Below are 26051 nucleotides of genomic sequence, written 5' to 3' on the forward strand. Positions count from 1 at the left end.
TCAGTGGACGCGATACCGCAAGAGTACAGAGTTGTCGTCCACCAAGGCGGAAAGCAGTTCCAGCTGCCGCGGGTCGATGGCCGCGCCCATCGCGACGCGCGGGGCGTCTCCGGCGATCAGCATCGGTGCGACAGTCAGGCGCAGCTCGTCCACCACACCCGCGGCCAGCAGCGACGCGAACAGATGCGGGCCGCCCTCGCAGTCGATGCGGCGGAGGCCTCGCCGGGCCAGTTCGGCCACCGCGGCAGCGAGGTCGACGTCGCCGTGGCGGGGGCGCGGGCGCTGGTCGTCCGGATCGGCGTGCAGGGCCGGGTCGCCGGTCGCCTCGTGCAGGGTTGGGTCGCCTGTCCCGGCGACCAGGACGTCCGCCCCGGCCGCCGTCCACGCCGCGCGCAGGTCCGGGTCCGTCGCCGCGCTGGTGATGACGATGGTCGGCACCAGCGCCTTGGTGATCACCGGCGCGTCCGGCGGCAGCGAACGGCCGGTGCTGACCACGGCGATCGGCGCGATCGGGGCCAGCCCGTGCCTGCGCCGCCGTTCCGCGGTCTTCTCGTCCGGTCGCAGGCCCTCGAAGCCCTCGGCCAGCGCGGTGCCCGCGCCGACCAGCACGACGTCGGCGAGGTCGTTGCCCAGCCGGTAGACGATCCGGTCCGCGGGTGTCGACAGCCCGCCGGAGCGGCCTTCGACGGTGATCCCGCCGTCGGCGCTGGACACGAAGTTCACCGCGAGCCACCTCGGCGCGTCCGGATAGACGTAGAGCTGCTCGACCTCGGCCTCGGTGCGGTCCTGGCTGCCGGGAAAGACTTCGCGCATCAGACCGACCGTACAACGTTCGCCGGCGGCCGGGTGCCGACGATGCTCGCCACCATCTCCGCGACCTGCCGCGTCTCGCGGACCTGGTGCGCGCGGAACATCGCCGCGCCGTGCATCGCGGACACGGCGGTGGCGGCGAGCGTCCCGATGACCCGTTCGCCGACCGGGAGGTCCAGCGTTTCGCCGATCACGTCCTTGTTCGACAGCGCCATCAGCACCGGCCAGCCGGTCGCGACCAGCGCGTCGACGTGCCGCAGCAGTTCGAGCGACTGGTAGGAGTTCTTCCCGAAGTCGATGCAGGGGTCGATCATGATGCCCTCGCGCGGCACACCCGCGGCGAGCGCGCGCTCGGCCAGCTCAGTGGTGCCTTCGACGACCGCGGCTACCACGTCGTCGTACACCGGACGGAGCGCTTCGGTGCGCGGGACGAGACCGTTGGTGTGCGAGCAGATGTAGCCCGCGCCGTGTTCGGCGGCGACGTCGAGGATCTCCGGTTCGATCGCCGCCCAGTTGTCGTTGACCAGGTCCGCGCCCGCGCGGCAGACGGCGTCGGCGACCTCGGCGCGGTAGGTGTCCACGCTGATGACCAGCTCGGGGAAATGCTCGCGGGCCCACTCGACGGTCGGCACGACCCGGCGGATCTCCTCCGCCGCGGTGACCTCGGGGCCCTTGCCCGCGGGCACGCCGCCGATGTCGATCAGGTCGGCGCCCTCGGCGTGCGCACGGCGGATCGCCGCTTGCGCGGGGGCTTCTTCGAAGGTCGCACCGTTGTCGTAGAAGGAGTCGGGGGTGCGGTTGACGATGGCCATCACCAGGGCGCGGTCACTGGTGAGGCGACGGCCTCGGAACACGAGGTCGGGCGTATGCATGCGGTCTCCCGGGCCGGAACCAAAGATCTCGCGTGATCATAGGCGAGTTCGCGGCGGGAGTACGTCCGGCAGGTGGCGGGCGGAAGCTTCCGGAGGCCACCTGCGTCCGGGCGTTCGGTGCGATCCGCGTGGAGCGTGCGATCAGGAGGCGAGCGCCTCGTTGACGGTGAGGAATTCGTCGGCGGTGCGGGTGGCGGAGAATTCGATCACGCGGTAATGCGCGAGCCGTTGCAACACGAGCGGGTCGGTGGCGAGCACGGCGTCGAGCTTGCCGCGCACGCACGGGCGGGAGATGATCACTTGGTCCGCGTCCTCGTTTCCTTTTCCGGAAACCAGGAACAATCCGTGCGCGAAGTGGCTTCGCAGCCAGTCCGCGTGTTCGGCCAGTGCGTAGTCGACTTCGTTTCGAGGCGCTGTGTAGGACAGCAATGCGATGTACATGGCTCTCAGCGTAGGACGCTCGGTCGGATGGTGCATCCTCCTCCCGAGTGCCGTGCCGGGTCATCGAATGGTCAAGTGTTTCCAATAATTCTTTACGGATAACCGTACTGTTGAGATTTCCTTTACCCAGTAAGGAAAATCGCCGGCTCCGGCGTTTCCCCAGGACATTTCGGACGGATGGTCAGGACCAGCCCCAGTTCTGCGTGAAGCATCCGGCCAGATAAAGATCCACCCGATCGGCGAACCGGCTCGGATCGCGTCCGGTGAGTTCGCCGATCCGGGTGATGCGGTATCGCAGAGTGTTCACGTGCAAGTGCAGCGTGGCCGACGTCTGTGTCCAAGATCCCGAATTTTCCAGGAACGCCTTGAGCGTTGTTATCAATTCGGAACCGTGCGCGGCGTCGTACGCGAGCACCGGGCCGAGAACTTTTTCGCCGAACGTCCGGCGCAGGTCTTCCGGAACGGCCGCGAGCAGCAGCAAATGCGACGCCACCTCGTCGCCGGACAGCACCGTCGCCCGGCCGGGCGTCAACCCCGCCAGTGTGCGCGCGTGCCGGGCTTCCTGCACGCCGGCGCGGAGACCGGCGGCGTCCGCGGCCCGGCTGAGCCCGAGCGTCAGCCGCGCGGACCCGAGCGCGGGCTCGATGGTGTGCACCGCTTCCCGCAGCGCCGCGGTGTCGCGTGAGGAGAAGAGTCCGAACGTCTCGCCGCCGACCGTCGCCACCAGCACCGGACCGCCGGTGGTCGAGAGCAGTTCCTCCACCAGCACCTGGGCGAGCCCCGGCCCGCCGCCGCGGACCTCGGCCGACAGCGTCGCCACCGGTTCCTGCGGCGCGAACCCGGCGGCGGCCAGCCGGGAGGTCAGCTCGCCCGGTGCGGCGTCGTCGGCGAGCACCAGCCGCAGCAGCGGTTCGGCCGCGCGGTTCTCGATCCGCCTTGCCTCGTCGACCCGGGACCGTTCGAGCCCGACCAGCGCCGCCAGCTCCTGCGCCAGCTCGCGGCGCGCGGGCGGCCACTGCGCCGGATCGCCGTCCACCACCAGGAACCAGCTCGCGATCCGGTGCCCGGAGCGGCCGGCCGCGCCGAGCAGCGTGACCGGACCGTCCTGGCACGGCAGCCGCTCGGCGCGCAGGAACTTCCGCGCCAGCGCGGTGCGGCGCTCGGCGGGCAGTTCGGGTCCGCCTGCCAGCTGCTGTCCGGTCGCGCTCAGCACGCGGCAGCCGGTGCCCAGCTCCTCCGTACCGGCCTCGACCAGCGCGGACAGCCCGTGCCCGGACGTCACCGCGGCCACCAGCCGCCGGTGCGAATCACGCGCGGGCGCCGAGCGTTCCGCGGCGAGGCCCAGGATCACCTGCTCGGCCACGGTCGCGAACGAAACCGACACCGGGACCTCGAACAACGGCAGGCCGACGCGTTCGCAGGCGGTCACGAGGTAGTCCGGCACCGGCCCGCCGACCTCGGCGGTGCCCGCTCCGAGCGCGGTCACGCCCGCGGCGGCGAGCTTGCCGACGAACTCGTCCGCGTCGGCGCGCCCCGGCAGCCAGCGCAGCCCGCACAGCACGATCTCGCCGCCGTCGAGGTACCGCGTCGGATCCCGCAGGGTCGCCTGGAAAACCCGGCCGAACTCGCGGTCGCGCGCGTTCTCGCCCGCCAGCAGCCGCAACCCCAGCTCCGGGGTGTCGAGCAGTGCACCCAGCCGCATGCGCGCCTCCTTCCGCACATCAGTACCGCACACCAGAGGGGTTTGGCGGAAACTACGAAAAACCGGCCCTTCGCCGTCGCCGCTTTCGGTGGATCTGCCGTGGCCCGTGCCACGTCGCGCCAGGTGTACTCACTCGGCGAGCGAACGAGAAGGGATACCAATGGCGATCGTTCTTGGCGACAACCGCTACGGGAAGGCCGAAAACCGGCTGGTCCGCGTCGACCGTGACGGTGACGAGCACCGGATCACCGACCTCACCGTGAGCGTCTCGCTGTCCGGCGACATGAGCGACACCCACCTGACCGGGGCCAACGACAAGGTGCTGGCCACCGACACGCAGAAGAACACCGTGTTCGCCTTCGCCCGCGACGGGATCGGCGAGATCGAGGACTTCGCGCTGCGGCTGGCCCGGCACTTCGTGTCCACTCAGGAGAGCATCCACGCCGCTCGCGTCGGGATCGTGGCTCATCCGTGGGAGCGGCTGCAGGTTGGCGGACGGCCGGCGCACCACTCGTTCGCCCGTTCCGGGGCCGGCACGCGCACCACGCGCGTCACCTACGACGGCGAGCGAGCCTGGGTGCTCGGCGGGGTCGAGGACCTCACCGTGCTCAACTCCACCGGCTCCGAATTCTGGGGCTTCCCGCGCGACGAGTACACGACGCTCGTCGAGGTGAAGGACCGGATCCTCGCCACCGCGGTGTCCGCGACCTGGCGGTTCTCCGTCGACGAGGCCGACTGGGCGGACGCGCACGAAACCGCGCTCGCCACCCTGCTCGACGCGTTTGGCGGCACGCACAGCCAGTCCCTGCAGCAGACGCTGTACGCGATGGGGCAGGCGGTGCTGGAGGCCGTCCCGGAGATCGCCGAGATCCGGTTCTCGCTGCCGAACAAGCACCATTTCCTCGTCGACCTCGAGCCCTTCGGCCTCGACAACCCCGGCGAGGTGTTCTACGCCGCCGACCGGCCGTACGGCCTGATCGAGGGCACCGTCCTGCGCGACGACGCCCCGCCGGCCGGACCGGCCTGGTCCTGATCAATCCAAGCCCCGAGCTGTTGGGAGAAGTACCGTTATGACCGTGTCCATCGACGCTGGCGTCGAACGCGCCTGGCTCGCCGAATGCGTGCGGATCGCCGAGCAGAACGTCGCCGACGGCGGCGGCCCGTTCGGTGCGCTCGTGGTGAAGGACGGCGAGATCGTCTCGACCGGCGTCAACCGGGTCACCCCGTCGCTTGATCCGACCGCACACGCCGAGGTCGTCGCGATCCGCGCGGCCTGTCAGGCGCTCGGCACGTTCAGCCTGGCCGGCTGTGTGCTCGTCTCCTCGTGCGAGCCGTGTCCAATGTGTCTCGCGTCGTCGCTGTGGGCGCGGGTGGACCGCGTGCTGTTCGCGGCGGACCGCGACGACGCCGCCCGGGCCGGGTTTGACGACCGGGCCTTTTACGAGCTTTTCGAGCACCCGCGCGAAACGTGGCAGACCCCGGTTTCGCGAGTGTCTACAGGAGACTCGTTCGCGCCGTTCGCGGCGTGGCTTGGTCGAGCCGACCGGGTCGAGTACTGAGACGTCGTGAGTGTTTATCCCGGTTAGAACCGGGATTGCCACTCACGAGCCCCCACCCCACCGGGCCACCCACCCCGGTGCTGACCGGAGCACCCAAAACGCAAACGTCCCGCTGTGCCCGCTCCCTGGCCTGTGCCGGGGGCGCGGTCCGGCACACCCACCGGCAAGGGGAGGACGCATGACCCAGGTACGCCTCGACGAAGCGGCGACCTCGGCTCCCGGACCTGAGCGCAAGTCCATTGTGGAGCGGCTGTTCGAACTGCGCGCCCGCGAGACCACCGTAGGCCGTGAAGTACGCGGCGGCGTGACGACTTTCGTCGCGGTCGCCTACATCGTTTTGCTCAACCCGCTCATCCTCGGCGCCTCCGCCGACATCACCGGCGCGAAACTCAGCGCCGCGCAAGTGACCACCGCGACCGCGCTCGCCGCGGCCGTGATGACTGTCCTCATGGGACTCGTAGGCAACGCGCCGCTCGCGCTCGCCGCCGGGCTCGGCATCAACGGCATCGTCGCGTTCCAGATGGCCCCGTCGATGACGTGGGCGCAGGCCTTCGGGCTCGTGGTGCTCGAAGGCGTCTGCATTGTGCTGATGGCGGTCAGCGGTATCCGGGAACGCATTATGAACGCGATTCCCGGACCGCTGAAACTCGCGATCACCGTCGGCATCGGGCTGTATATCGCGCTCGTCGGGCTGGTGAGCGCCGGGTTCGTCACGCGGACCCCGGACGCGGCGCATTCGACCGTCCCGGTGCGGCTCGGGATGGACGGGCATCTCGACGGCTGGCCGATCGCGGTGTTCTGCTTCGGCCTGCTGCTGATGACCGTGCTGGTATCGCGAAAGGTGCCGGGGGCGGTGCTGATCAGCATCGCCGCCGCCACCGTGCTCGCGGTGGTGCTGCACGACGGATTCGGCGTCGGCGACTGGGGATTGACTACGCCGACGCTGCCGGATTCCGCCGTGGCGTCCCCCGATTTCGGGCTGCTCGGCCAGGTCGATCTGTTCGGCGGATTCGCCAGGGCGGGCGCGCTCACCGCGACGATTTTCCTGTTCACCCTGGTGCTTTCCGGATTCTTCGACGCGATGGGCACGATCACCAGCGTGTCGGCCGAGGCCGGGCTGTCGAAGAACGGCCGGGTGCCGCGGATGGGCCGGATCCTGTTCGTGGACGGGGCGGGCGCGATCGCGGGCGGGCTGACCGGCTCGTCGCCGAACACGGTGTTCCTGGAGTCCGCGGCCGGCGTCGGGGAGGGCGCGCGGACCGGGCTGGCGAGTGTCGTGACTGGACTGTTGTTCGGCGCGACGCTGCTGTTCACGCCGATCGCGGGCATCGTACCGGCGCAGGCCGCCGCGCCCGCGCTCGTGGTGATCGGCGGGATGATGGTGGCGCAGTGCCGCAATATCCCGTGGAACGACCCGGATTACACGATCCCGGTGTTCCTGACGGTCGCGCTCATTCCGTTCACCTATTCCATCACCAACGGCGTCGGCGCGGGCCTCATCGCGTTCGTGCTGATCAAGACCTTCCGTGGGAAGTGGCGTGAAGCAGGGTGGATCCTCACCGTGCTCGCGCTCGTGTTCACCGTCTATTTCGGAATCGACGTGGTGAAGGCGATCCTCTAAGAAGAAAGGGACCACCATGCCTCTGATGTTCCTCAACGGCGGCGCGATGCGCGGCGAACCGCTGCACCATCTGCTCGACGGCGCTCCACTGGTGGCCGAAACGACCACGGCCGCGAAATACCGGTTCTATTCGGTGGGCGGGCAATGCCCGGCGCTGGTCCCGGTAGCGCACGGCGGCGCGGCGATCTCCGGCGAGGTTTACGACCTCACGCTGGATCAGCTGCGCGACCGCGTGCTCCCGTCCGAACCGCCGGAGCTGGAGCTGGGCGTGATCGAACTGGCCGACGGCAGCTCGGCGTTCGCGATGCTGCTGCGGCGGCCGCAGACCTCGCACGTGCAGTTGCGGGACATCACCGAGATCGGCGACTGGCGCGCGTTCAAGGCCGCGGCGTGACGGTTCTGGTGGCTCCGGACAAGTTCAAGGGCTCGCTCACCGCGGCGGAGGTCGCGGAAGTGGTGGCGGCGGCGTTCGCCGAGGTCGCGCCCGGCGAACCGGTGCGGCAGCTGCCGGTGGCGGACGGCGGCGACGGGACGGTCGCCGCCGCTGTCGCCGCCGGCTTCCGGCGGGTCCCGGTGCGGGTGTCCGGGCCGACCGGCCGCCGGATCACCGCGTACTACGCGCTGCGCGGGACGGTCGCCGTGGTCGAGCTGGCGGAGGCGTCCGGTCTGCATCGGCTGCCCGGCGGTCGGCTGGAACCGCTGACCGCGTCGAGCTACGGCACGGGCGAGCTGATCGCGGCCGCCCGCGCCGCCGGTGCGACGCAGATCGTGCTGGGGGTCGGCGGCAGTGCTTGCACCGACGGCGGGGCCGGATTGCTGACCGCGTTGGGCGCACGATTGCTCGATGCTTCCGGCAATCCACTCGCGCCCGGTGGCGCGGCGCTGGCTGAGTTGTCCACAGTGGAGCTTGATGGACTGCCCGAAGTGGACGTTGTCCTGGCGTCCGATGTGGACAACTCGCTGCTGGGTGTGGATGGCGCGGCCGCGGTTTACGGGCCGCAGAAGGGCGCTGGTCCTGCCGAGATCGCGTTGCTGGAACGCGGTCTGGCTCGGTGGGCTGAAGTAGTGGGCTCCGCGCACGCCACCACCCCGGGCGCTGGCGCGGCAGGCGGCGTCGGGTTCGGTGTGCTCACCGGACTCGGCGCCCGTATCCGGCCGGGGATCGAGGTGCTGCTGGAGTTGCTGGGATTCCCGGCTGCCGCGCGCGACGCGCGGCTCGTCATCACCGGTGAAGGCTCGCTGGACACTCAATCGCTGCACGGAAAAGCGCCGGTGGGCGTGCTCCGGGCGGCGGGTGGCACGCCGGTGGTCGCCTTGGCCGGCCGATGCCTGCTGTCCGCGCCGGAATGGCGGGCAGCGGGCTTCGCCGGGGTGTACGCGCTGACCGACGTGGAGCCGGACGAGCACCGGTGCGTCGCCGAGGCCCGGTCGCTGCTGCGCGACCGGGCCGCGCAGCTGGCTCGGGATTTCAGCCGAGCAGTACCTGCCTGACGTGGTCGGACAGGGGGAGTCCGGCCGCGTCAGCGGGGGTCAGCCAGCGGTGGTCGTCGTGTTCGGCCGGGTTGAGCTGAAGGTCGCCGAGGAATTCCGGGTGCGCGTCGTAGTAGGCGGCGTGCACGGTGAACGGCTTGCCGGTGCGGTCCGGCCAGGATCGGCTGGCCCGCTGCCCGACGAGCCGTACCCGCAGCCCGGTTTCCTCGGCGACTTCCCGCACCGCGGTGGTTTCCAGGGCTTCGCCGGGTTCGACGGTGCCGCCGGGGAATTCCCAATGTCCGCCGAGGAAGGTTCCGGGTGCACGGCGGATCAGCAGGACGGTCTCGCCGCGCGGGAGCAGGACGTAGACGAGGTGTTTGTCGTTCATGCCGCGCCTCCGTTGGCGACGAGGACCTGACCGTTCACCCAGCCGCCTTCCGGTCCACAAAGGAACGCGACGAGACCGGCGCAGTCGCGGGGTGTGCCGACTCGGCCTAGCGGGGTGTGTTGTTTGAGCGTCTCGCGCAGGGGGTCGGTGATCCAGCCGGTTTCGGTCGCGCCTGGGTTCACTGCGTTCGCGGTGATGCCGAGGTGGCCGAGTTCCCCGGCTGCGGCCAGGGTGATGCGGTCTAGTGCGCCTTTGCTTGCTCCGTAAGGGAGATTGTGGACCACGTGGTCGCTGGTCAGGGTCACGATCCGGCCTGCGCCGTGTGGTCCTCGGTAGCGCTTTGCGAACTCTCGGATCAGTAGCCAGCTCGCGCGGGCGTTGACGGCGAAGTGGCGGTCGAAGCTGTCCACTGTGGTGTCGAGCAAGCTGGAGTCGACGGACTCGCAGTGGGCGAGCACGAGTGCCTGTACGTCGCCGTCGATCTGGTCGAATAGTCTCGCCGGGGTTTCCGGGTCGGCTAGGTCGGCTTCGATGCCTTGGACGGTTTCGTCCGCGCCCCAGGGCATTCGGCGGTCGTAGTCGGACCAGTGGGTGGTGACTACGGTCCAGCCGTCATCTTCTAGCCGGGTCGCGATCGCTGCGCCGATTCCGGCTTTTCTGCCGGCTCCGGTGACTAGGGCGGTTCTCTTATTCTTCAATGGCGCTGTCTTTCGCACGGAGGTGTTGGCGGAAGGTGTAGGACGGGTCGTTCTCTCGTTTGGCCAGGAATTCGGTGAATCGGACCTGGGCTCGGAGAGTGGTGCCGTTGCGGATCTTTTCGGCTTGCTGGCGTTCGGTGTCGCGGATGGATTCCGCTAGCCGGAGTACCTCGCTGGCCTGGGCGGCTGGGATGAAGAGGACGCCGTCGTCGTCGCCGAAGACCAGGTCGTCGGTGGTTACGGTCCAGTCGCCTACGGTGGCTGACTCCAGGGCGTCCGCGGGGCGGTCGTTGAGGTGCAGGGGGCCGGTGGGGAGGGAGCCCAGGCTGTAGACGGGGAGGCCGATTTCGCGTAGTTCGGCGGTGTCTCGGTGCAGGCCCCAGATGACTATGCCGGTCAGTCCGGCGGTTGCTACTTCGGCGGTGATGAGGTCGCCTACGCAGCTTTCGTCTCGGCGGCCGCGGTTGTCGACTACCAGGACGTCGCCTGGGTGGGCGGAGGTTAGGGCTTCTAGGAAGACGTCGACGCTGCCTGAGTGTCTGGCTGGGAGGACTCTGCCGGAGAGCTTCTGGCCTGGGGTGACTGAGGTGGTGCCGGTTGGGGCGCAGCGGACGGTTAGGCGGGCTCGTAGGCAGGCGTCTGCCAGGTGGGCGGTGGTTAGGGTGGCGAAGCGGGTGGTTAGGTCGGTGGGGGTCATGGGGGTCCTTTCGTGGGGATCTGGTTCACGCTAGCGGAGTTTGGGTGGGTGGCTGGCGGGTTTTGGCGGTTGCGTGGGGCACCCCGAAGCCTCCCTGCGCTCGGTGGGTGCTTGTCAAGGCGGGAAAGATGCCTTGACAAGCACCCGCCGAGCGCAGGGAGGCTTCGTATCGGGGTGCGGGGGTGGGCTGGGTGCCTCGCTGGGGTGGGTGCATCGGCGGCGGGTTGGTGAGGGGTGGGGCTTGCGCCCCAATGTGGCGTTGGGTGCATGTGACGCACCCAATGTGGCGTTGGTTGCGTGGGATGCGCCCAATGCCACATTGGGGCGCTTCGGCGGTGGCCGGGCCAAGGGCTGTGAAGGACTCCTTGAGGGAATCTGGGTCTGTGAAGGGGTCCCTCACGGCCTTCGCTGGCGGTAGCGGGTCGTGAGGGGAACCCTGCGGGAATCAGAGTCCCTCAGGGTTCCCCTCACGGACATCTCCCACCGCGTTGAGCGGAATGTGGCATAGGTGGCGAACCGGACAGTCCGTTACCACGCGGGTTGGTTGCTATATCCGGTTTCTTCCGTTCTTTGGTTGAAGTCCTGGTGAATTCCCGGGGCGGTGGCGGTCTCGACCAGGGTTTCTTTACTTTCCGCACGCATAATTCCCACCCGGTAGTCCGAACGAGTGGTGGGAGGGAAGTGTGCTGGGGTCTGTGCGCGGCCGCTGGATTGGGGGTGGGGTCGCGGTCGTTGTGGTGGCGGGTATTGCGTTCGCGGTGTGGCCGGACGGGGCTTCGGCGCAGGATCCGGAGATTCAGATCTCGCGGTCGGCTTGCGGGCAGGGCTGGGTCGATCCGCGGCCGGGGGTGCAGACTTTTCACCTGCGTAACACGGGATCCGTGACTGCCGAGGTCGATTTGATCGATCCGGCTACCGGGGTCGTGTACGGCGAGGTCGAGGGGCTTGGTAGCGGGACTAGCCGGCCGTTGCAGGTGACGCTTGGGAATGGGGCTTACGCATTCCGTTGTCTCCCTGAGGATGCGTCCGCGATTGTCGGGCCGACTGTCACGGTGAGCGGCGGTGCGGAGCGTGGTCCGGGGGTTGCGCCGGTTACGCAGAATGATCTGCTTGGGCCGTTGAAGTCCTATCAAGCGCATGTGACGCAAGGGCTTGGGCAGTTGGCTTCCGACGTCGGTACCTTGAAAAACGCTATCCGTGGCGGTGATCGCGGTGCTAGTCAGGCTGCGTGGCTTGTCGCGCATCTCGACTACGAGCGCCTTGGTGCGGCCTACAACGCCTTCGGGGACTCCGACAAGGCCATCAACGGCACCGCTGCCGGCCTGCCGGACGGGGTCGAAAGCCCCGACTTCACTGGATTCCACCGGATCGAATCCGGCTTGTGGCACAACGAGGACCTTGCCGCCCTTGTCCCGGTGGCTGATCAGTTGGACAGCGACGTGCAGAAGCTCCGCAAGTCCTTTGCGGACAGTCAGGTCGACCCGAACGACCTTGGCTTGCGCGCGCACGAGATCGTGGAGAACGCCCTGCAATTCGAACTGACTGCCCGCACCGATTACGGCAGCGGCACTAACCTCGCCACCGCTCGGGCGAATCTGGATGGGACGCAGGCGGTTCTTGACGTTCTGCGTCCGGTGCTCGCTCCACGTTATCCAGCACTGTCCAGGGTGGACAGCTGGATGAAGCGGACCAAAGCCACGCTCGACAGTGCCAAGAAGTCGGATAACTCATGGACGCCGGTGAGCCAGCTGTCTGCGCCGCAGCGGCAGAAGCTCAACGCGGACGTCAGTGAACTGACCGAGCTGCTCGCGCCGATCGCCGCCATCGCGGAGCCTCGGAGGATCTCGTGACGGCAGAATCCTCTCGGCGGTCCTTCCTGCGTCGTACGGTCGTGGGCGCGGGGATCACTGCGGCTGCCGGAATCGGCGTAAGCGCCAGCGCGAGCGAAAGCCCGGCGTCGGTGCCGTTCCACGGTCCTCGGCAGGCCGCGATTCTCCGTCAGCCTCCGGCGCAAAGCGTGGTCGCGTCGTTCGACATCGTTGCGGAGAACCGGGCCGAGTTGACCCAGTTGTTCCAGGAAATTACCGACCGTGCGCGGTTTCTCACGAACGGCGGGGCACCGGCTGCGCTCGGTATTACCGCTCCGCCTGCCGACTCTGGGGTGCTCGGGCCGGTGGTGCCGCACAGCGACCTCGGCGTGATCGTCGGCGTGGGATCGTCCCTTTTCGACGGACGGTACGGGCTGGCCGATCGCAAGCCCAAGAAGCTCAAGCCGATGACCATGTTCCCGAACGACGCGCTCGACGCGCCGCAGTGCCACGGCGACCTGTCGCTCATTCTGTCCGCTGGGGACACCGACACTGTGCTGCACGCGTTGCGTGACCTGGCTCGGGCGACCCGGGGCGGAATGCAGCTGCGGTGGAAGATCAACGGGTTCAGTTCGCCGTCCCGTCCGTCCGGCACGCCGCGCAATCTGATGGGGTTCAAGGACGGCACCGCGAATCCGGCGGAGTCCGAAATGGACCGGCTGGTGTGGGTGTCGGGGACGGGCGAGCCTGAGTGGACGGCCGGTGGCAGCTATCAGGTGATCCGGCTGATCCGGATGCTGGTCGAGTTCTGGGACCGGGTTTCGCTCACCGAGCAGGAGAACATGTTCGGCCGTCGCCGCGATACCGGCGCGCCGCTGGACGGGGCGTCCGAACAGGACGAACCGCGCTACGCCGACGATCCGATCGGTACCGTCATCCCGCTCACCAGTCACATCCGCAAGGCGAATCCGCGCACCCCGCAGACTGACGACAGCCGGATCCTGCGTCGCGCGGTCAACTACGACCGCGGCATCGACGCTAACGGCAACCTTGACATGGGCCTCGTCTTCACCTGCTACCAGCAGGATCTCGAGCGCCAGTTCGAGGCCGTGCAGAAGCGGCTGATCGACGAGCCGCTCGTCGACTACATCTCCCCGTTCGGCGGCGGCTATTTCTTCGCGCTGCCTGGCGTCACCGGTCCCAGCGACCACTTCGGCCGGGCGCTCCTCGCCTGAGGCGCGCCCCGATCCCCATCCCGGAAACCAGGAGGAATCCTCAGTGGACACAGCATTCGGCAGGCGGCGCCGTCGCCTGCTCGGTGCGGGCGCGCTCGTCTCGGCGGCGGTGCTCGCGATCGGCACCGGCTCCGCGGCGTCGTCCGCGCAGGCCCAGCCGCTGCATCCGTTGCCGGCGGCGTGGCTGCCCACGCTCACCCCGATCAAGCACGTCGTGGTGATCTTCGGCGAGAATATCTCGTTCGACCACTATTTCGGCACCTACCCGAACGCCACCAACGAAAATGGGACTCCGTTCCAGGCGGCGAAGCACACGCCGAAGGTCAACGGCCTCGACGAGAAGCTGCTCACCGACAACCCGAACGCGTACAACCCGAAGCGGCTCGGGCCGGACCAGGCGCTGACCTGCGACCAGAACCACAGCTACGGCGCCGAGCAGGCCGCGTTCAACGGCGGCAAGATGGACAAATTCGTCGAGAAGACCGAGACCGACAAGTGCACCGGCCAGCCGGTCCTGTTCGGCGAGCCGGGTCTGGTCATGGACTACTACGACGGCAACACCGTGACCGGCATGTGGAATTACGCGCAGCACTACTCGCTGAGCGACAACTCCTTCAACACCGTGTTCGGCCCGTCCACCCCGGGCGCGATCAACCTGATCTCCGGTCAGACGCACGGGATCCAGGCGCTCGACCCGGTCACGCACGAGCCGAAGAGCGATTCCTACGTCGTCGCGTCGCCGGACGAGGACGGCGTCGGCACCGTCATCAACGACCCGGACCCGGCGTGGGACGACTGTTCGGACAAGAACCACACCGCCAAGGACAACCTCGGCGCGATGCGGGGCCGCAACGTCGGCGACCTGCTGAATGACCGGCACGTCACGTGGGGCTGGTTCCAGGGCGGCTTCAAGCCGACCGGCACCCAGAACGGTTACGCGGTCTGCGGCCAGAAGCACGCGAACGTCGGCAATCAGTCCTCCGTGGACTACAGCCCGCACCACCAGCCGTTCCAGTACTACAAGTCCACTTCGAACCCGCACCACCTGCCGCCGTCCTCGGTGCAGGCCATCGGGCAGACCGACCAGGCCAACCACCAGTACGACGTGAGCGACTTCAACGATTCGCTCAAGGCCGGTTCGATGCCCGCGGTGAGCTTCCTCAAGGCGCCGGAGTACCAGGACGGCCACGCCGGCTATTCCGACCCGCTCGACGAACAGCATTTCGTCGTGGACGAGATCAACAAGATCCAGCAGTCGCCGGAGTGGCGTTCGACCGCGGTCGTGCTCGCCTATGACGACTCCGACGGCTGGTACGACCACGAGAACTCGAAGATCGTCAACGGTTCCCAGGACGCGGCGCAGGACCAGGCCGTCTGCACCGGCAAGCCGGCCGGGCTCGGCGGGCACGCGGACCGGTGCGGGTACGGCCCGCGGCTGCCGCTGCTGGTCATCTCGCCCTACAGCAAGGTGAACTACGTCGACCACACCCGGACCGACCAGACCTCGGTGCTGAAATTCATCGAGGACAACTGGTTCTCCGGCCGCGTCGGCGACGGCTCGTTCGACACTCGTGCGGGCGGCCTGTGGAACATGTTCGACTTCTGGTGGCCGCGCGCGGGCAAGCTCCCGCTCGACCCGGGGACGGGTGCGCCGCCCGGGCGGAACTAGCTCGCGTTTTCCCTCGCCAGACCGAAGGCCATCGGGTTTCGACCCGGTGGCCTTCGGCCGTTTCCGGGTACTGTCTTCGGTCCGCTCAGCGGGAAACCGCGTGCGAATACCGCAGGCCGGGCTGGAAATTTCCAGTCCAGGTGAAAGCCGCTCGCATTCGCCGGGCGACGACGCCGCTGGACCCGCGCGGCCGGAAGGAACTGTGCGCGCAGTCGCGGATTGGGCGCCGAAGGTGTTCGGGAACCGGAGGGGAAAGCGCGGGCCCCCGGACAAGAATGGAGTCGCACTGCGCGGTCCGTCACTCGACACGATAGGGTAATCGCAGGCACATCCTGTAGAAGGTGAAGGAACGCGAATCATGGCGCAAAAAGTCCATGTCGAGATGGTGGACGACATCGACGGCAGCATCGCCGAACAGACCGTCCCGTTCAGTCTTGACGGCGTGAGCTACGAGATCGATCTGTCCGAAGACAACGCTGCCGCATTGCGGGAAGAGCTGGCCCGTTACGTCGCCGCTTCGCGCCGGGTCGGCGGCCGCAAGGTCCGCATGGCCGCCGGGCAGACCCCGCGGCCGGCTTCGACCGCCGCGGACCGCGAGCGCAACAAGGCGATGCGCGAGTGGGCCGAGAACAACGGTTTCACCGTGTCCGACCGCGGCCGGCTCCCGGCGGAGATCGTGAAGGCGTACGAAGAGCGCGACACCGAGGCTCCGGCCAAGCCGGCTCGCAAGCGCGCGACGCGCAAGAAGGCCAGCGCCTGACGTTCTTTTCGGGAGCTGTGCCGCGGGGGCCGCGGCAGTTGATCAGCGGTAAGGGCGTCGCCGGGATTCCCGGCGGCGCCCTTCTGGCAGACGCGGGGAAATAGCGATTTCCGCGCCCGGCCGCCGCGAATACGCGCGGTTCGCCCGGGCGGGGAATCGATTTCCCGGGTTAAGGCTTGCCGAGGCCGAGCAGTGCGTCCAGGTCGATCTTGCCGCCCGCGGCGTCGCGGATGGCGCGCATCGCTTCGGCGGACGCGAGCTGTTCCCCGTGCTGGTCGGCGTGCGCGCGCAGCAGGTTCCCGATGTGCCGTTCCGGAACCGTCCAGGTGGGCCAGCGGCGGCGGGCGATCGTCGCGAGTTCGGCGAAGTCCGGCGTGCCCGCGCCCGCGGTCGCGTCGAGCAGCCAGTGCAGATAAGTGCGCAGCACCGCGACCGGGAAGCTGCCCGGATGGCTGAGCCCGCCGTGCCCGGGCACAAACGTCCGGACGTCCGGGAACATTTTGTCGAGCCAGTCCAGCGCGGTCAGCCAGCCCGGGATCGAGCCGTGCACGGCGAACGGCGTCGACCCGACCGACAGCAGGTCGCCGGTGAAGAGCGTCCCGGTGCGCGGTTCGAACAGCACGAGGTCGCCGTCGGTGTGCGCGGTCCCGGGAAACGGGACGACCTCCACGACCACGCCGCCGAGGTCGACCTCGACCGGTTCGATCACCGCGTGCACCGCCTCGGGCCGCGGCGCTTCGAGCTTGCCCCAGTTCGCGCAGGCGAAGATCTCCTCGTTGCACTGCGGCCCGGACCGGATGATCGGCACCGCCGAGGGCGCGGCCAGGATCCGGCCGCCGTTGCGCAGCGCGACGCCCGCCCCGTTGTGGTGGGTGCCGTGCGCGTGGGTCAGCACGAGCGTGAGCGGCATTTCGACGGTCGAGTACTTGCGGACGTCGCTGACCAGGTCGAGCGTGTCGCGTTCGGTGCCGCAGGTGTCGACGAGCAGCACGCCTTCCCTGCCGCGGATCCAGCCGCAGTTGGACACCATCCAGTCGCTGGGGCTGCGCACGTAGGCGACCACGCTCGGGTCGGAATACCGGAGCGGGACGATATTGCGCCTGATGACGGGCATGGGATCCCCTCGTTGGCCACCGGACGGGAATTGATCACCGGAATGGTATAGACCAAGTCACCTGCTGTCAGCGGGGTGGAGACCACGCTCACGCACGTGGTCCGCCGCGATTCTCGCCTGTCCCGTTCCGCCCAGCTTCGCGCGCATCGTTGCCCCCGGCTCCGTCGGTGCCCGCCAGCGTATACCCCGAGGCCACGGTTTTCCCGATGGTCCACAGAGGACTGGTTTAGGGGTTGTTCACTTCCGGTAGCCGGTGAATACCGGCAGTGAGACTGGCCGCGCCGAGGGCGACCGACTTGGCCCCGTTCCGGGAGAGCCGGACGGACACTGGTTTCCCGGACAAAAGCGGCCGTTCCTCCAGCGCCTCGCGCACCGGTTTCTCCAGCAGCGCCCAGGACTTGACCACCGATCCGCCGAGGACGCAGGTCGCGACGCCGAGCAGCCCGGCCGCGTGCGCGATCGCCTGGCCGAGGAACCGGCCGGCGTCGGTGAACACCGTCTGAGCAGCATGATCGCCGGCGAGTGCGGCGGCGGCGACGGCCTCCGCGGCGAGGGTCCGGCCGGTCGCCTCGGCGTAGCGGCGGGCCAGCGCCCGGCCGGACGCGTACGCCTCGAGGTGCCCGATCTGCCCGCAAGTGCAGCGTTCCTCCCCGTAGCGGCCGACGTGCCCGATCTCGCCGGCCCCGGTCGCGCCGCCGTACAGCAGCCGCCCGTCCACGAACAGCGCGCCGCCGACCCCGGTGCCGGCCGCGACGCCGAGCACGTTCCGTTCCTCCGGCAGCAACTCTCCGAGCAGGAAGCCGTCCACGTCGTTGACCGTGCGCACCGGCACCCCGCGCAGCCGCGCGGACAGCTCCGCGTTGACCGGGGTACCCGCCCATCCGGTGAACGAATCGCCGGTGACCAGCACTGTTCCGGTCACCGGATCAACGACGCCCGCCGCGCCGACGCCGACCCCGGCGAGCACCGCGTCGTCCGGCACCAGCGAGCTGACCAGCTCCGCCACGCGGTCGAGGATCGCCGCGCCGCCCTGGTGCGACTGCGACGGCGCGGACGTCGAGTCCAGCTCCCTTCCGTCCTCGTCGCACATCACCACCAGGGTTTTCGTCGCGCCGATGTCGACTCCGGCCCGCACCCCGGTCACGCCGCGGGGTCCGCGCCGGCCAGCGCCTCGCGCCGGCTCCGCTGCAACTGCGGATCCGGCACCGGCGAGGACAGCAGCAACGCTTGGGTGTACGGGTGTTCCGGAGTGCGCAACACCGTTTCCGCCGGGCCTTCCTCCACCAGCTCGCCCGCGCGCAGCACGGCCACCCGGTCGCACAGGCTGTCGACCACCGCGAGGTCGTGGCTCACGAACAGGCAGCCGAAACCGAACTCGCGATGCAGCCGCCGGAACACCTCCAGCACCGCTGCCTGCACGGATACGTCCAGCGCGCTCGTCGGTTCGTCCGCGATCAGCAGCTTCGGGCCCAGCACCAGCGCCCGCGCGAGGCTCACCCGCTGCCGTTGTCCACCGGACAGCTCGTGGCCGTACCGGTCCAGCACGCTTTCCGGCAGCTCCACCGCGTCGAGGAGTTCCCGCACCCGCCGCCGGCGCTCGCCGCGGCCGGTCGAGGTGTGGACCACCAGCGGTTCGGCGACGGTCTGCGCGACCGTCATCCGCGGGTCGAGCGACGACGCCGGGTCCTGGAACACCGCGCCGATCTGCCGCCGCACCGCCCGCGCCGAGCGGCCGGTGCCCTTCGGCAGCGGCCCGCCGAGCACTTCGACGGTGCCGGATTTCGGCGTGACCAGGCCGAGCGCGCAGTTGCCGAGCGTGGTTTTCCCCGAACCGGATTCGCCGACCAGCCCGACAATCTCGCCAGGCGAGACGGCGAGGGAAACGTCGTTTACCACCCGCCGCCCGCTGTACTCGACCACCACATTCGACAGCGCGAGCACTGGTTTAGTGGCTGCTTCGGCCGCCGCTTCGTGCGAGAAGGAACCCAGCTGCGGAACCGCGGCCAGCAGTTCCCGGGTGTAATCCGCCTTCGGCGTCGCGAACAGTTCCGCGGCTGGCGCTTCCTCGACCAGCTTGCCGTTCCGCAGCACCGCGACGCGATCGGCGACATCGGCGACCACGCCCATGTTGTGCGTGATCAACAGCGTCGCGGTGCCTTCGTGTTCTCGGATATCGCGCAGCAGGTCGAGAATCTGCTGCTGCACCGTGACGTCGAGGGCGGTGGTCGGTTCGTCCGCGATGATCAGCTTCGGGCTGGCCGCCAGCGCAATCGCGATCATCACGCGCTGCCGCAGACCGCCGGACAGCTCGTGCGGGTATTGCTTCAGCCGCGCCGCCGGTTCCGGGACGCCGACCCGGTCGAGCAGTTCGGCGCACCGGTCGTAGTAGCGGCGGTGCCGCAGTTTCTCCTGGTCGTGGTTGCGGATCGCCTCGGCCAGCTGGAAACCGATGGTCCGCAACGGGTTCAGCGCGGTCATCGGTTCCTGGAACACCATCCCGGCCGCCGGCCCGCGCAGTTTCCGCAGGTCTTCGCCGCGCAGGTCGAGCACGTTCTGCCCGGCCAGTTCGATCGACCCGGTGACCCGTGCGGAATCCGGCAGCAGCCCGAGGACCGCGAGCGCGGCCGTGCTCTTGCCGGAGCCGGACTCGCCGACGACCGCCACGATCTCGCCGGGAGCGACCGACAGGCTCAGCCCGTCGACCGCCGCCGCACCGTCCGCATAGGACACCCGCAGGTCACGGATGTCCAGCACCGCTTCGCTCATCGTCGCCCCTTCACCGCGAACGCGTCGCGCAGCCCGTCGCCGAGGAAGTTGATCGCGCACACCACCAGCACGATCGCGATGCCCGGCGGCAGGATCAGCCACCACGCGCCGTCGAAGGTGTAGGTAATTCCTTTAGACAGCATGGCTCCCCAGTCGGTATCGGGGGCGGGCACGCCGAGGCCGAGGAAGCTGACGTACGCCACGAGCAGGATCGCGTCGGCGATCTGGAACGTCGCGTTGACCACCACGGTGCCGATCGCGTTCGGGATGATGTGCCGGAACACCACGCGCGTGCGGCTCGCGCCGAGCACGGTGATCGCGCGGATGTAGTCGCGTTCGCGCAGGCTCACCGTTTCCGCGCGCATCAGCCGCGCGGGGACCAGCCACGACACCGCGCCGATCAGCAGCGCCAGCACGCCGACGCTCGGCGTCACCAGCGTCGCGGCCACCAGCAGCAGGAACAGCGCCGGGATCGCGACGCCGGTGTCGACGATCCGCATCAGCACGGTGTCCAGCCAGCCGCCGGTGTAGCCGGCGACCGCGCCCCACACCGCGCCGACCGCGGTCGCGATCAGCCCGGCGAGCACGCCGATGACCAGCGACGTCCGGCCGGCGACCATGAGCCTGCCGAGCACGTCGTAGCCGAGGTCGTCGGTGCCGAGCGGATGCCCGGATCCAGGGCCGAGCCGGGCCGAGGCGAGGTCGGTGTGGGATTGGTCGGTGCCGTAGACCAGCGGCCCGAGGAAACAGAACGCCACTACGAGCAGCAGCAGGATCGCGCCCGCGACGGCGGTCTTGCGGCGCAGCAGGCGGGAAAGGACAGTCACGACCGCGCTCCCTTCACCCGCACCCGCGGGTCGATCGCCAGCTGGACCAGGTCCGCGAGCAGGGAGCCGAGCACGGTCGCCACGGCGATCACGAGCACGACGCCCAGCAGCACCGGGAAATCGGCGGTGCGGGTCGCGGTCCAGAACAGCAGGCCGATGCCGGGGTAGTTGAACATCGATTCGACGACCAGCGAACCGCCGAACACCACCGGCACGTAGTAGCCGAGCATGGAGACCACCGAGGTCAGCGAGTTCGGCCAGACGTGCCGCCAGATGATCGTGCGCTCCGGTGTTCCCTTGGCCCGCGCGGTGCGCACGAAGTCCTCGGACAGGCTGTCCAGAGTGGACGCCCGCATGTATCGGCTGAACGCGGCGAGCGCGGCCCCGGTCCCGGCGAGCACCGGCAGGACCAGCGCACCCGGCTGGGACAGCAGTTCGCCGATCGTCTCACCCTGCGCGGCCTGCGCCGGGAACCACGGCAGTACCTGCGCGAACAGGATGATCAGCACCAGCGACAGGAAGAACACCGGCGTCGCGTAGAGGACGAACGTGATGGCCGTGGTGAGCAGATCCGCGGTACGGCCGCGCCGGACCGCCTGCCACACACCGAGCGGCAACGCGACCAGGATCGCGAGCGCGGTCGACAACACGGTGAGCAGCAAGGTTTTCGGCATGCGTTCGGCCAGCAGGGTGCTCACCGGCGAGTTCTGCGTGTACGACTCGCCGAGGTCGCCCTGCAGCAGCCGCAGCAGGTAATCCCAGTACTGCACCGGAAGCGGCTGGTCGAAGCCCTGCGCGTGGTTGAACGCGGCGATCTGCGCCTCGGTGGCCTTCACGCCGAGGACGCCGCGGGCCGGGCCGCCGGGCAGCAAATGCAGCAGCACGAACGTCACCACGGTGACCAGCAGCACGACCACCACGGCCAGCACGAGCCGGCGGAGGATGTAGCGCGTCATGTCCTCACCTCGTCCAGAACCAGCGTTGCGGCAGCAGCCCGGCCATCGGATCCTGGGTCACGCCGTGCAGCGCGGTGTCGATCGCCGACACCTGATACGGCGGATTCGGCAGCCACAGCACCGGAAGCTGCTCGGCGAGATAGGCGCTGTAGTCGAGCATCGCCTGTCCGTCCAGCGACAGGTTGGTGGCGGCGATCAGCTTGTCCGCCTTCGGATCGGTGTAGCCGCCGAAGTTCGTGCCCGCCCCGGTCGCGAACAGCTCCTCGCCGCTCGGGTTCGCGGAGAAGTACCAGCTGCCCTGTGTGCCGAAGTAGGAAAGCTGCCAGCTGCACGAAGGGTCCGTCGGCTTGCACGTGGTTCCGTTGGCCAGCACCGTGTTCAGCGGCTGCGCGTTGATCTTCAGCTCGATGCCGACCCTCGACAGCTCCGAGCGCAGCTCCTGCATGGTGCCGTCGGTTTCGTCGGAACCGGATTCGGCCAGCATGGTCATCGACAGCCGGGTGCCCTCGGCGATGCCCTCGCCGCACTGCTTGGCGTCCGCGCAGAAGAGCACGCCGTCGGAGCCGGGTTTCCAGCCGTGGTCGGCGAGCAGCTGCTTCGACTTGTCCAGGTCGAACGGGTACGGGTTGGTCTTTTGCTTGGGCGACAGGTACTTCGTGTCGTTGTCCTGTGGGACCGGGCCGTAGCCGACGCGCGCGGCACCACGCCAGATGACGGAGGTGATGGCGTCCTGGTCGACCGCGTGCTGGATCGCCTGCCGCACGTACAGCTGGGAGAACACTTTGCCCAGCTTCGGATTGTTGAAGTTGTACGGCGAGTACGTGATGGCCCAGCCGTTCCACGGTTCGACCCGGTAGCCCTGCGCCTCCAGCTTCGGGCGCTGGCCGAGGTTCGACGTCGGCAGGTAGCCGTAGTCGACGCCACCGGCGCGCAGCACGTTGTACTCCGCGGACGAGCTGGTGAAGGTCAGGAACCGGACGGTGTCGAGCTTCGCCGGGTCCGGCCCGGTGTACTTCGGGTTCTTCCGCAGCGTCACCTCGCCGGACGTGGTGAAACCGGCCAAGGTGAACGGTCCATTCACGACTTTCCACAGTGGATTGGTTCCGTAGGTGCCGAGCTGTTTCGCCTGGCTGACCAGGAAGTCGAAGACCTGCTTCGCGCCGTCCGGGGTGCGGTCGTGGTCGCCTGGTTCCCCGGTCGCGCTGGTGCGGTCCCATGCGTGCGGCATCGGGATGATCAGGCTGAGCTGGTTGGCGGTGAACCAGTCCGGGTTGTACGGCTTGTCGAGAGTGAAGGTGAACGTGCGGTCGTCCACGGCGTGGAACCCGGTGATGCTGTCCGGGATCAGGCCTTTCGAATACTTGCCCCAGTTGTCCTTGCCCGCGCGGGCGAGGTTGAGCCAGAACTCGACGTCCCTGCTGGTCACCGGCTCGCCGGTGGACCAGGTCAGCGGTTTGAGCGTGATGGTCACGGTCTTGCCGTCGGGGGAGTAGCGCGGCGGGTTGGCGGCGCTGGCCGCGTCGTCGAGCGTGACCGAGCCGGAACTGCCGTCGTAGCTGTAGAGCGGCACGTACATGGTCGACCGGATCATGCCGTTGTACGACCCGCCGTAGCCGGGGATCGAGAACGGCATGATCCAGTTCGGCGTCGCCGACGGGGGCATCGCGAACCGCACGGTGCCCCCGGTTTTCGGGGTGCCGGAACCGCCGCCGTGCGGTTCCCGGCTCGCCGCGCAGCCGGACAGCGCCAGCGCGGCGGCGAGCGTGACCCCGAGCGCGGTGCGCCACGGGCGTCGAGCCATTCGCATCACTTCCAACAACTCTGATGAAAGACCGTTGCCAGGTAGTCTGGCGCGTCCTGGCTGTCGGGTAATCTCGCATGCGAGACGGGAATTGCCAAGAGTCCTGTCGAACAGTTTAGTTACATCAGACTTGATGAAAGAGGTGACGCGGTGGACCCGGCCGGACCGCTGCGGCTGTTGTGGCTGGTCGCGCACGGCCACGCGACGTCGCGCATGGACCTGGCACGCGCGCTCGGGCTCCCGCAATCGACGGTGTCGGTGCGGACGCAGGCGCTGATCTCCGCCGGGGTGCTGAGCGAGTCCGGCGAGGGCCGGTCCGCGGGAGGACGGCGGCCGAAGCTGCTGTCGGTCAACGCGGAGTTCGGCCACGTGTGGGCGGTCGACGTCGGCTCCCGGCACGTGCGGATCGGCGCGCTCGACATCGCCGGCAACCTGCTGCAGGTGCACGAGCGGCCGCTGGACATCAGTCAGGAGCCGCGCGAGCTGGTCGCCGGATTCGCGTCCGTGGTCCGGGAGGTCATGGCGGAAGCGGATTGCCCTGGCCGCGCCCTTGGTATCGGCGTCGCGTTCCCCGGCCCGGTCGACGTCGTCGCGGGCCGGATCACGCTCGCGTCGCGGATGCCGGGCTGGCGCGGGTTCGCGGTGCGGGAAGCGCTCGCGGAGCACTTCGACCTGCCGGTGGCCGTGGACAACGACGCGAACATGCTGGCACTGGGCGAATCCGTGTCCGGTCCGCCCGACCGGACCTTGCTCGTGGTGAAGGCGGGCACCGGGATCGGGTCGGGAATCGTGCTGAACGGCGAGCTTTACCGCGGCCGGGCCGGGGTCGCGGGCGACATCAGCCACGTCCGCGTGCCCGCCGCCGAGGACCGGCCGTGCGCCTGCGGGAACCGCGGCTGCCTGGAGGTGGTGGCCAGCGGCGCCGCGCTCGTCGGGCAGCTGCGGGCGAGGGGGATGAAGCTGGAGACCACCGCGCAGGTGGCGGCCACCGCCGAGGACGGGCATCCCGAGGTGACCACGGCCGTCCGGCGGGCCGGGCTGCGGCTCGGCGAGGTGCTTGCCACGGTGGTGAACTTCAGCAACCCGGACGAGGTGCTGCTCGGCGGCGCGCTGTCCGGTTCGGAAGCGTTCGTCGCGGCGGTGCGCGGTGCGCTGTACGAACGGTGTCTTCCGTTGGCTACCAGGGAACTGCGGATCGACCGGGTGCGGTTCGGTGCGGACGCGGGACTTTGCGGCGCGGGTGCGCTCGCGCTGGACGCGGTGTTCGAGCAAGCGATCAAACGGAGTGGACGATGAAGAAGCTGCGGGTCGGGATCACCGGAATCGCCATCGAATCGAGTACCTTCTCGCCGCATCGGTCCACTGTGGACGACTTCCGGGTGCTGCGCGGCGACGATTTGCTTGCCCGCTATGACTTCCTCGACGCGGACTGGGCCGCTGACGTGGAATGGGTGCCGCTGGTCGACGCCCGGTCGCTTCCCGGTGGTGCGGTCACCGAGGAGGCTTACGCCGAGCTGTCCGGGGAAATCCTGGACCGGCTGCGTTCGGCGGGCGAACTGGACGGGCTGTTCTTCGACATCCACGGCGCGATGAGCGTGGCCGGACGGTCCGATGTGGAGGCTTCGCTCGCGCAGGAGATCCGTTCTATTGTGGGCCCGGACGTCCTGGTGTCGGCGTCGATGGACTTGCACGGCAACGTTTCGCGGGAACTGGTCACCGCGTTGGACCTGATCACCTGCTACCGGATGGCACCGCACGAGGACGCGTGGGAGACCCGCTCTCGGGCCGCGCGGAACCTCATTGCACGGCTGCGTTCCGGCGGCCGGCCGAAGAAGGCCTGGGTGCAGGTCCCGGTGCTGTTGCCAGGGGAGAAGACCAGTACCCGGCTCGAACCGGCGAAAAGCATCTACGCCGCAGTGGATTCCGTCGAGGCACTGGACGGAGTCCTGGACGCGGCGATCTGGGTCGGCTACGCGTGGGCCGACGAACCACGCTGCCAGGCCGCGGTCGTGGTGATGGGCGACGACGTTTCGGTGATTACCAAGGAAGCTCAACGCCTCGCCCAGTCCTATTGGGACTCTCGGCACGACTTCGCTTTCGTCGCCCCGACCGGCACCTTGCCGGAATGCCTCACGCAAGCGGTCGCTTCTACCTCGCGTCCGTTCTTCATCAGCGACTCCGGCGACAACCCGACCGCCGGCGGTGCCGGGGACACTTCCTGGAGCCTGGACGTCCTGCTACGCACACCGGCCATTGTGGACTCTTCGCTGACCACTTTGTACGCGGCCATTGTGGACCCCGAAGCCGTCGCTTCCGCAGTGGCGGCTGGTGTCGGATCGACGATTTCGGTGGAACTGGGCGGAAAAGTCGACTCCGGCCCACACGGCCCGGTCGCACTCACCGCGCAGGTAGCCGCGATCGACGCCGACGACCCGGTCGCCGGAACCGCGGTGGCGCTGGCTATCGGCGGCCTTCGGGTGATCGTGACCGCGCGCCGCAAGCCGTACCACCTCGAATCCGACTTCCACGCGCTCGGCCTGCACCCGCGTGAGGCGGACGTCGTGATCGTGAAGATCGGCTACCTCGAACCGGAGCTGTACGACATGGCCGCGGACTGGCTGCTGGCCCTCACCCCCGGCGGCGTCGACCAGGACCTGCTCCGGCTCGGCCACTCCGGCATCGTCCGGCCGATGTTCCCGTTCGACCCCGGCATGGCGGCCCCCTCCCTCGAGCCCGAGGTCTTCTAACTCACCTTGCGTAATCAGCGCCGAGGCAGTCTGTGACTTGCCTCGGCGCTGACCTGCTTAGGTTCCGCTCGGCTTGACAGGCAGGCATTTGCCTGCCTTACTGTAAG

Annotated in this window: 24 protein-coding genes; 11 read left to right on the forward strand and 13 right to left on the reverse strand. The window is 68.8% G+C overall.

Features of this window, described 5'->3' with window-relative positions; translation table 11 throughout:
• The 4 genes from ACFSVL_RS43790 to ACFSVL_RS43805 all read right to left on the reverse strand — a co-directional run bounded on the left by ACFSVL_RS43790 (position 1) and on the right by ACFSVL_RS43805 (position 3825).
• Positions 1–813, reverse strand: coding sequence for a dihydrofolate reductase family protein (locus ACFSVL_RS43790; protein WP_378313641.1), 813 nt, complete (start codon positions 811–813; stop codon positions 1–3).
• Positions 813–1682 carry a dihydropteroate synthase gene (folP, locus tag ACFSVL_RS43795; RefSeq protein ID WP_378313643.1) on the reverse strand — a complete coding sequence of 290 codons (870 nt, stop codon included), beginning with the start codon at positions 1680–1682 and terminating at the stop codon, positions 813–815. The genes ACFSVL_RS43790 and folP overlap by 1 nt, the downstream gene beginning before the upstream one ends.
• 141 nt (positions 1683–1823) lie before the next feature.
• On the reverse strand, positions 1824–2123 hold the full coding sequence (locus ACFSVL_RS43800; RefSeq protein WP_378313644.1) for a YciI family protein: 300 nt from the start codon (positions 2121–2123) through the stop codon (positions 1824–1826).
• A 181-nt stretch (positions 2124–2304) separates the two neighbouring features.
• Complete coding sequence (locus ACFSVL_RS43805) at positions 2305–3825, reverse strand: PucR family transcriptional regulator (protein WP_378313646.1); 1521 nt, start codon at positions 3823–3825, stop codon at positions 2305–2307.
• A gap of 160 nt (positions 3826–3985) precedes the next feature.
• On the opposite strand from ACFSVL_RS43805, the gene pucL reads away from it, so the two are divergent.
• From pucL to ACFSVL_RS43830, 5 genes are all read left to right on the forward strand, one after another.
• On the forward strand, positions 3986–4858 hold the full coding sequence (gene pucL / locus ACFSVL_RS43810; protein ID WP_378313648.1) for a factor-independent urate hydroxylase: 873 nt from the start codon (positions 3986–3988) through the stop codon (positions 4856–4858).
• 37 nt (positions 4859–4895) lie between these two features.
• On the forward strand, positions 4896–5384 hold the full coding sequence (locus ACFSVL_RS43815; RefSeq protein ID WP_378313650.1) for a nucleoside deaminase: 489 nt from the start codon (positions 4896–4898) through the stop codon (positions 5382–5384).
• Between the two features lie 178 nt (positions 5385–5562).
• Positions 5563–7005 (forward strand): NCS2 family permease, encoded by a 1443-nt coding sequence (locus ACFSVL_RS43820; protein WP_378313652.1) that lies wholly within the window; start codon positions 5563–5565, stop codon positions 7003–7005.
• Positions 7006–7021: 16 nt separating this feature from the next.
• Complete coding sequence (locus ACFSVL_RS43825; RefSeq protein WP_009082380.1) at positions 7022–7399, forward strand: allophanate hydrolase-related protein; 378 nt, start codon at positions 7022–7024, stop codon at positions 7397–7399.
• Positions 7396–8496, forward strand: a complete 1101-nt coding sequence (locus ACFSVL_RS43830) for a glycerate kinase (RefSeq protein WP_378313653.1) — start codon at positions 7396–7398, stop codon at positions 8494–8496. The genes ACFSVL_RS43825 and ACFSVL_RS43830 overlap by 4 nt, the downstream gene beginning before the upstream one ends.
• Here ACFSVL_RS43830 and ACFSVL_RS43835 read toward each other — a convergent pair.
• Genes ACFSVL_RS43835 through ACFSVL_RS43845 form a run of 3 tightly spaced genes read right to left on the reverse strand, consistent with a single transcriptional unit; the run spans position 8474 to position 10261 of the window.
• Positions 8474–8866, reverse strand: coding sequence for an NUDIX hydrolase (locus ACFSVL_RS43835; RefSeq protein ID WP_378313655.1), 393 nt, complete (start codon positions 8864–8866; stop codon positions 8474–8476). The genes ACFSVL_RS43830 and ACFSVL_RS43835 overlap by 23 nt on opposite strands.
• Complete coding sequence (locus ACFSVL_RS43840; RefSeq protein WP_378313657.1) at positions 8863–9582, reverse strand: SDR family oxidoreductase; 720 nt, start codon at positions 9580–9582, stop codon at positions 8863–8865. The genes ACFSVL_RS43835 and ACFSVL_RS43840 overlap by 4 nt, the downstream gene beginning before the upstream one ends.
• Positions 9554–10261: an RraA family protein gene (locus ACFSVL_RS43845; RefSeq protein WP_378313658.1), complete on the reverse strand. Its 708-nt coding sequence runs from the start codon at positions 10259–10261 to the stop codon at positions 9554–9556. Before ACFSVL_RS43845 ends, ACFSVL_RS43840 begins: the two co-directional genes overlap by 29 nt.
• 881 nt (positions 10262–11142) lie before the next feature.
• Here ACFSVL_RS43845 and ACFSVL_RS43850 point away from each other — a divergent pair.
• From ACFSVL_RS43850 to ACFSVL_RS43865, 4 genes are all read left to right on the forward strand, one after another.
• A complete protein-coding gene (locus ACFSVL_RS43850) occupies positions 11143–12111 on the forward strand; it encodes an EfeM/EfeO family lipoprotein (protein ID WP_449224406.1) in 969 nt (322 codons plus the stop codon).
• Entirely contained in the window at positions 12108–13304 is a 1197-nt protein-coding gene (locus ACFSVL_RS43855) for a Dyp-type peroxidase (RefSeq protein WP_378313660.1), read from the forward strand. The genes ACFSVL_RS43850 and ACFSVL_RS43855 overlap by 4 nt, the downstream gene beginning before the upstream one ends.
• 43 nt (positions 13305–13347) lie before the next feature.
• Positions 13348–14973 carry a phospholipase C gene (locus ACFSVL_RS43860; protein ID WP_378313662.1) on the forward strand — a complete coding sequence of 542 codons (1626 nt, stop codon included), beginning with the start codon at positions 13348–13350 and terminating at the stop codon, positions 14971–14973.
• 358 nt (positions 14974–15331) lie between these two features.
• A complete protein-coding gene (locus tag ACFSVL_RS43865; RefSeq protein ID WP_378313664.1) occupies positions 15332–15733 on the forward strand; it encodes a histone-like nucleoid-structuring protein Lsr2 in 402 nt (133 codons plus the stop codon).
• 169 nt (positions 15734–15902) lie between these two features.
• Here the strand turns inward: ACFSVL_RS43865 and ACFSVL_RS43870 are convergent, their stop codons facing one another.
• From ACFSVL_RS43870 to ACFSVL_RS43895, 6 genes are all read right to left on the reverse strand, one after another.
• On the reverse strand, positions 15903–16847 hold the full coding sequence (locus ACFSVL_RS43870; protein ID WP_378313666.1) for an MBL fold metallo-hydrolase: 945 nt from the start codon (positions 16845–16847) through the stop codon (positions 15903–15905).
• 226 nt (positions 16848–17073) lie between these two features.
• Entirely contained in the window at positions 17074–17991 is a 918-nt protein-coding gene (locus ACFSVL_RS43875; protein ID WP_378313668.1) for an ROK family protein, read from the reverse strand.
• Positions 17988–19613 (reverse strand): dipeptide ABC transporter ATP-binding protein, encoded by a 1626-nt coding sequence (locus ACFSVL_RS43880; protein WP_378313669.1) that lies wholly within the window; start codon positions 19611–19613, stop codon positions 17988–17990. Before ACFSVL_RS43880 ends, ACFSVL_RS43875 begins: the two co-directional genes overlap by 4 nt.
• On the reverse strand, positions 19610–20440 hold the full coding sequence (locus ACFSVL_RS43885; protein WP_378313671.1) for an ABC transporter permease: 831 nt from the start codon (positions 20438–20440) through the stop codon (positions 19610–19612). Before ACFSVL_RS43885 ends, ACFSVL_RS43880 begins: the two co-directional genes overlap by 4 nt.
• Positions 20437–21396, reverse strand: coding sequence for an ABC transporter permease (locus ACFSVL_RS43890; RefSeq protein ID WP_378313673.1), 960 nt, complete (start codon positions 21394–21396; stop codon positions 20437–20439). The genes ACFSVL_RS43885 and ACFSVL_RS43890 overlap by 4 nt, the downstream gene beginning before the upstream one ends.
• A 4-nt stretch (positions 21397–21400) precedes the next feature.
• On the reverse strand, positions 21401–23197 hold the full coding sequence (locus ACFSVL_RS43895) for a peptide ABC transporter substrate-binding protein (protein WP_378313675.1): 1797 nt from the start codon (positions 23195–23197) through the stop codon (positions 21401–21403).
• 150 nt (positions 23198–23347) lie between these two features.
• On the opposite strand from ACFSVL_RS43895, the gene ACFSVL_RS43900 reads away from it, so the two are divergent.
• The gene (locus ACFSVL_RS43900; protein WP_378313676.1) at positions 23348–24493 is read left to right on the forward strand and encodes an ROK family transcriptional regulator; all 1146 of its coding nucleotides are present in this window, start codon (positions 23348–23350) and stop codon (positions 24491–24493) included.
• Positions 24490–25944, forward strand: coding sequence for a M81 family metallopeptidase (locus ACFSVL_RS43905; RefSeq protein ID WP_378313678.1), 1455 nt, complete (start codon positions 24490–24492; stop codon positions 25942–25944). Before ACFSVL_RS43900 ends, ACFSVL_RS43905 begins: the two co-directional genes overlap by 4 nt.
• The last annotated feature ends 107 nt before the right edge of the window (positions 25945–26051 follow it).

This window comes from Amycolatopsis silviterrae (assembly GCF_042684085.1).
GTDB classification, from domain to species: Bacteria; Actinomycetota; Actinomycetes; order Mycobacteriales; family Pseudonocardiaceae; genus Amycolatopsis; species Amycolatopsis silviterrae.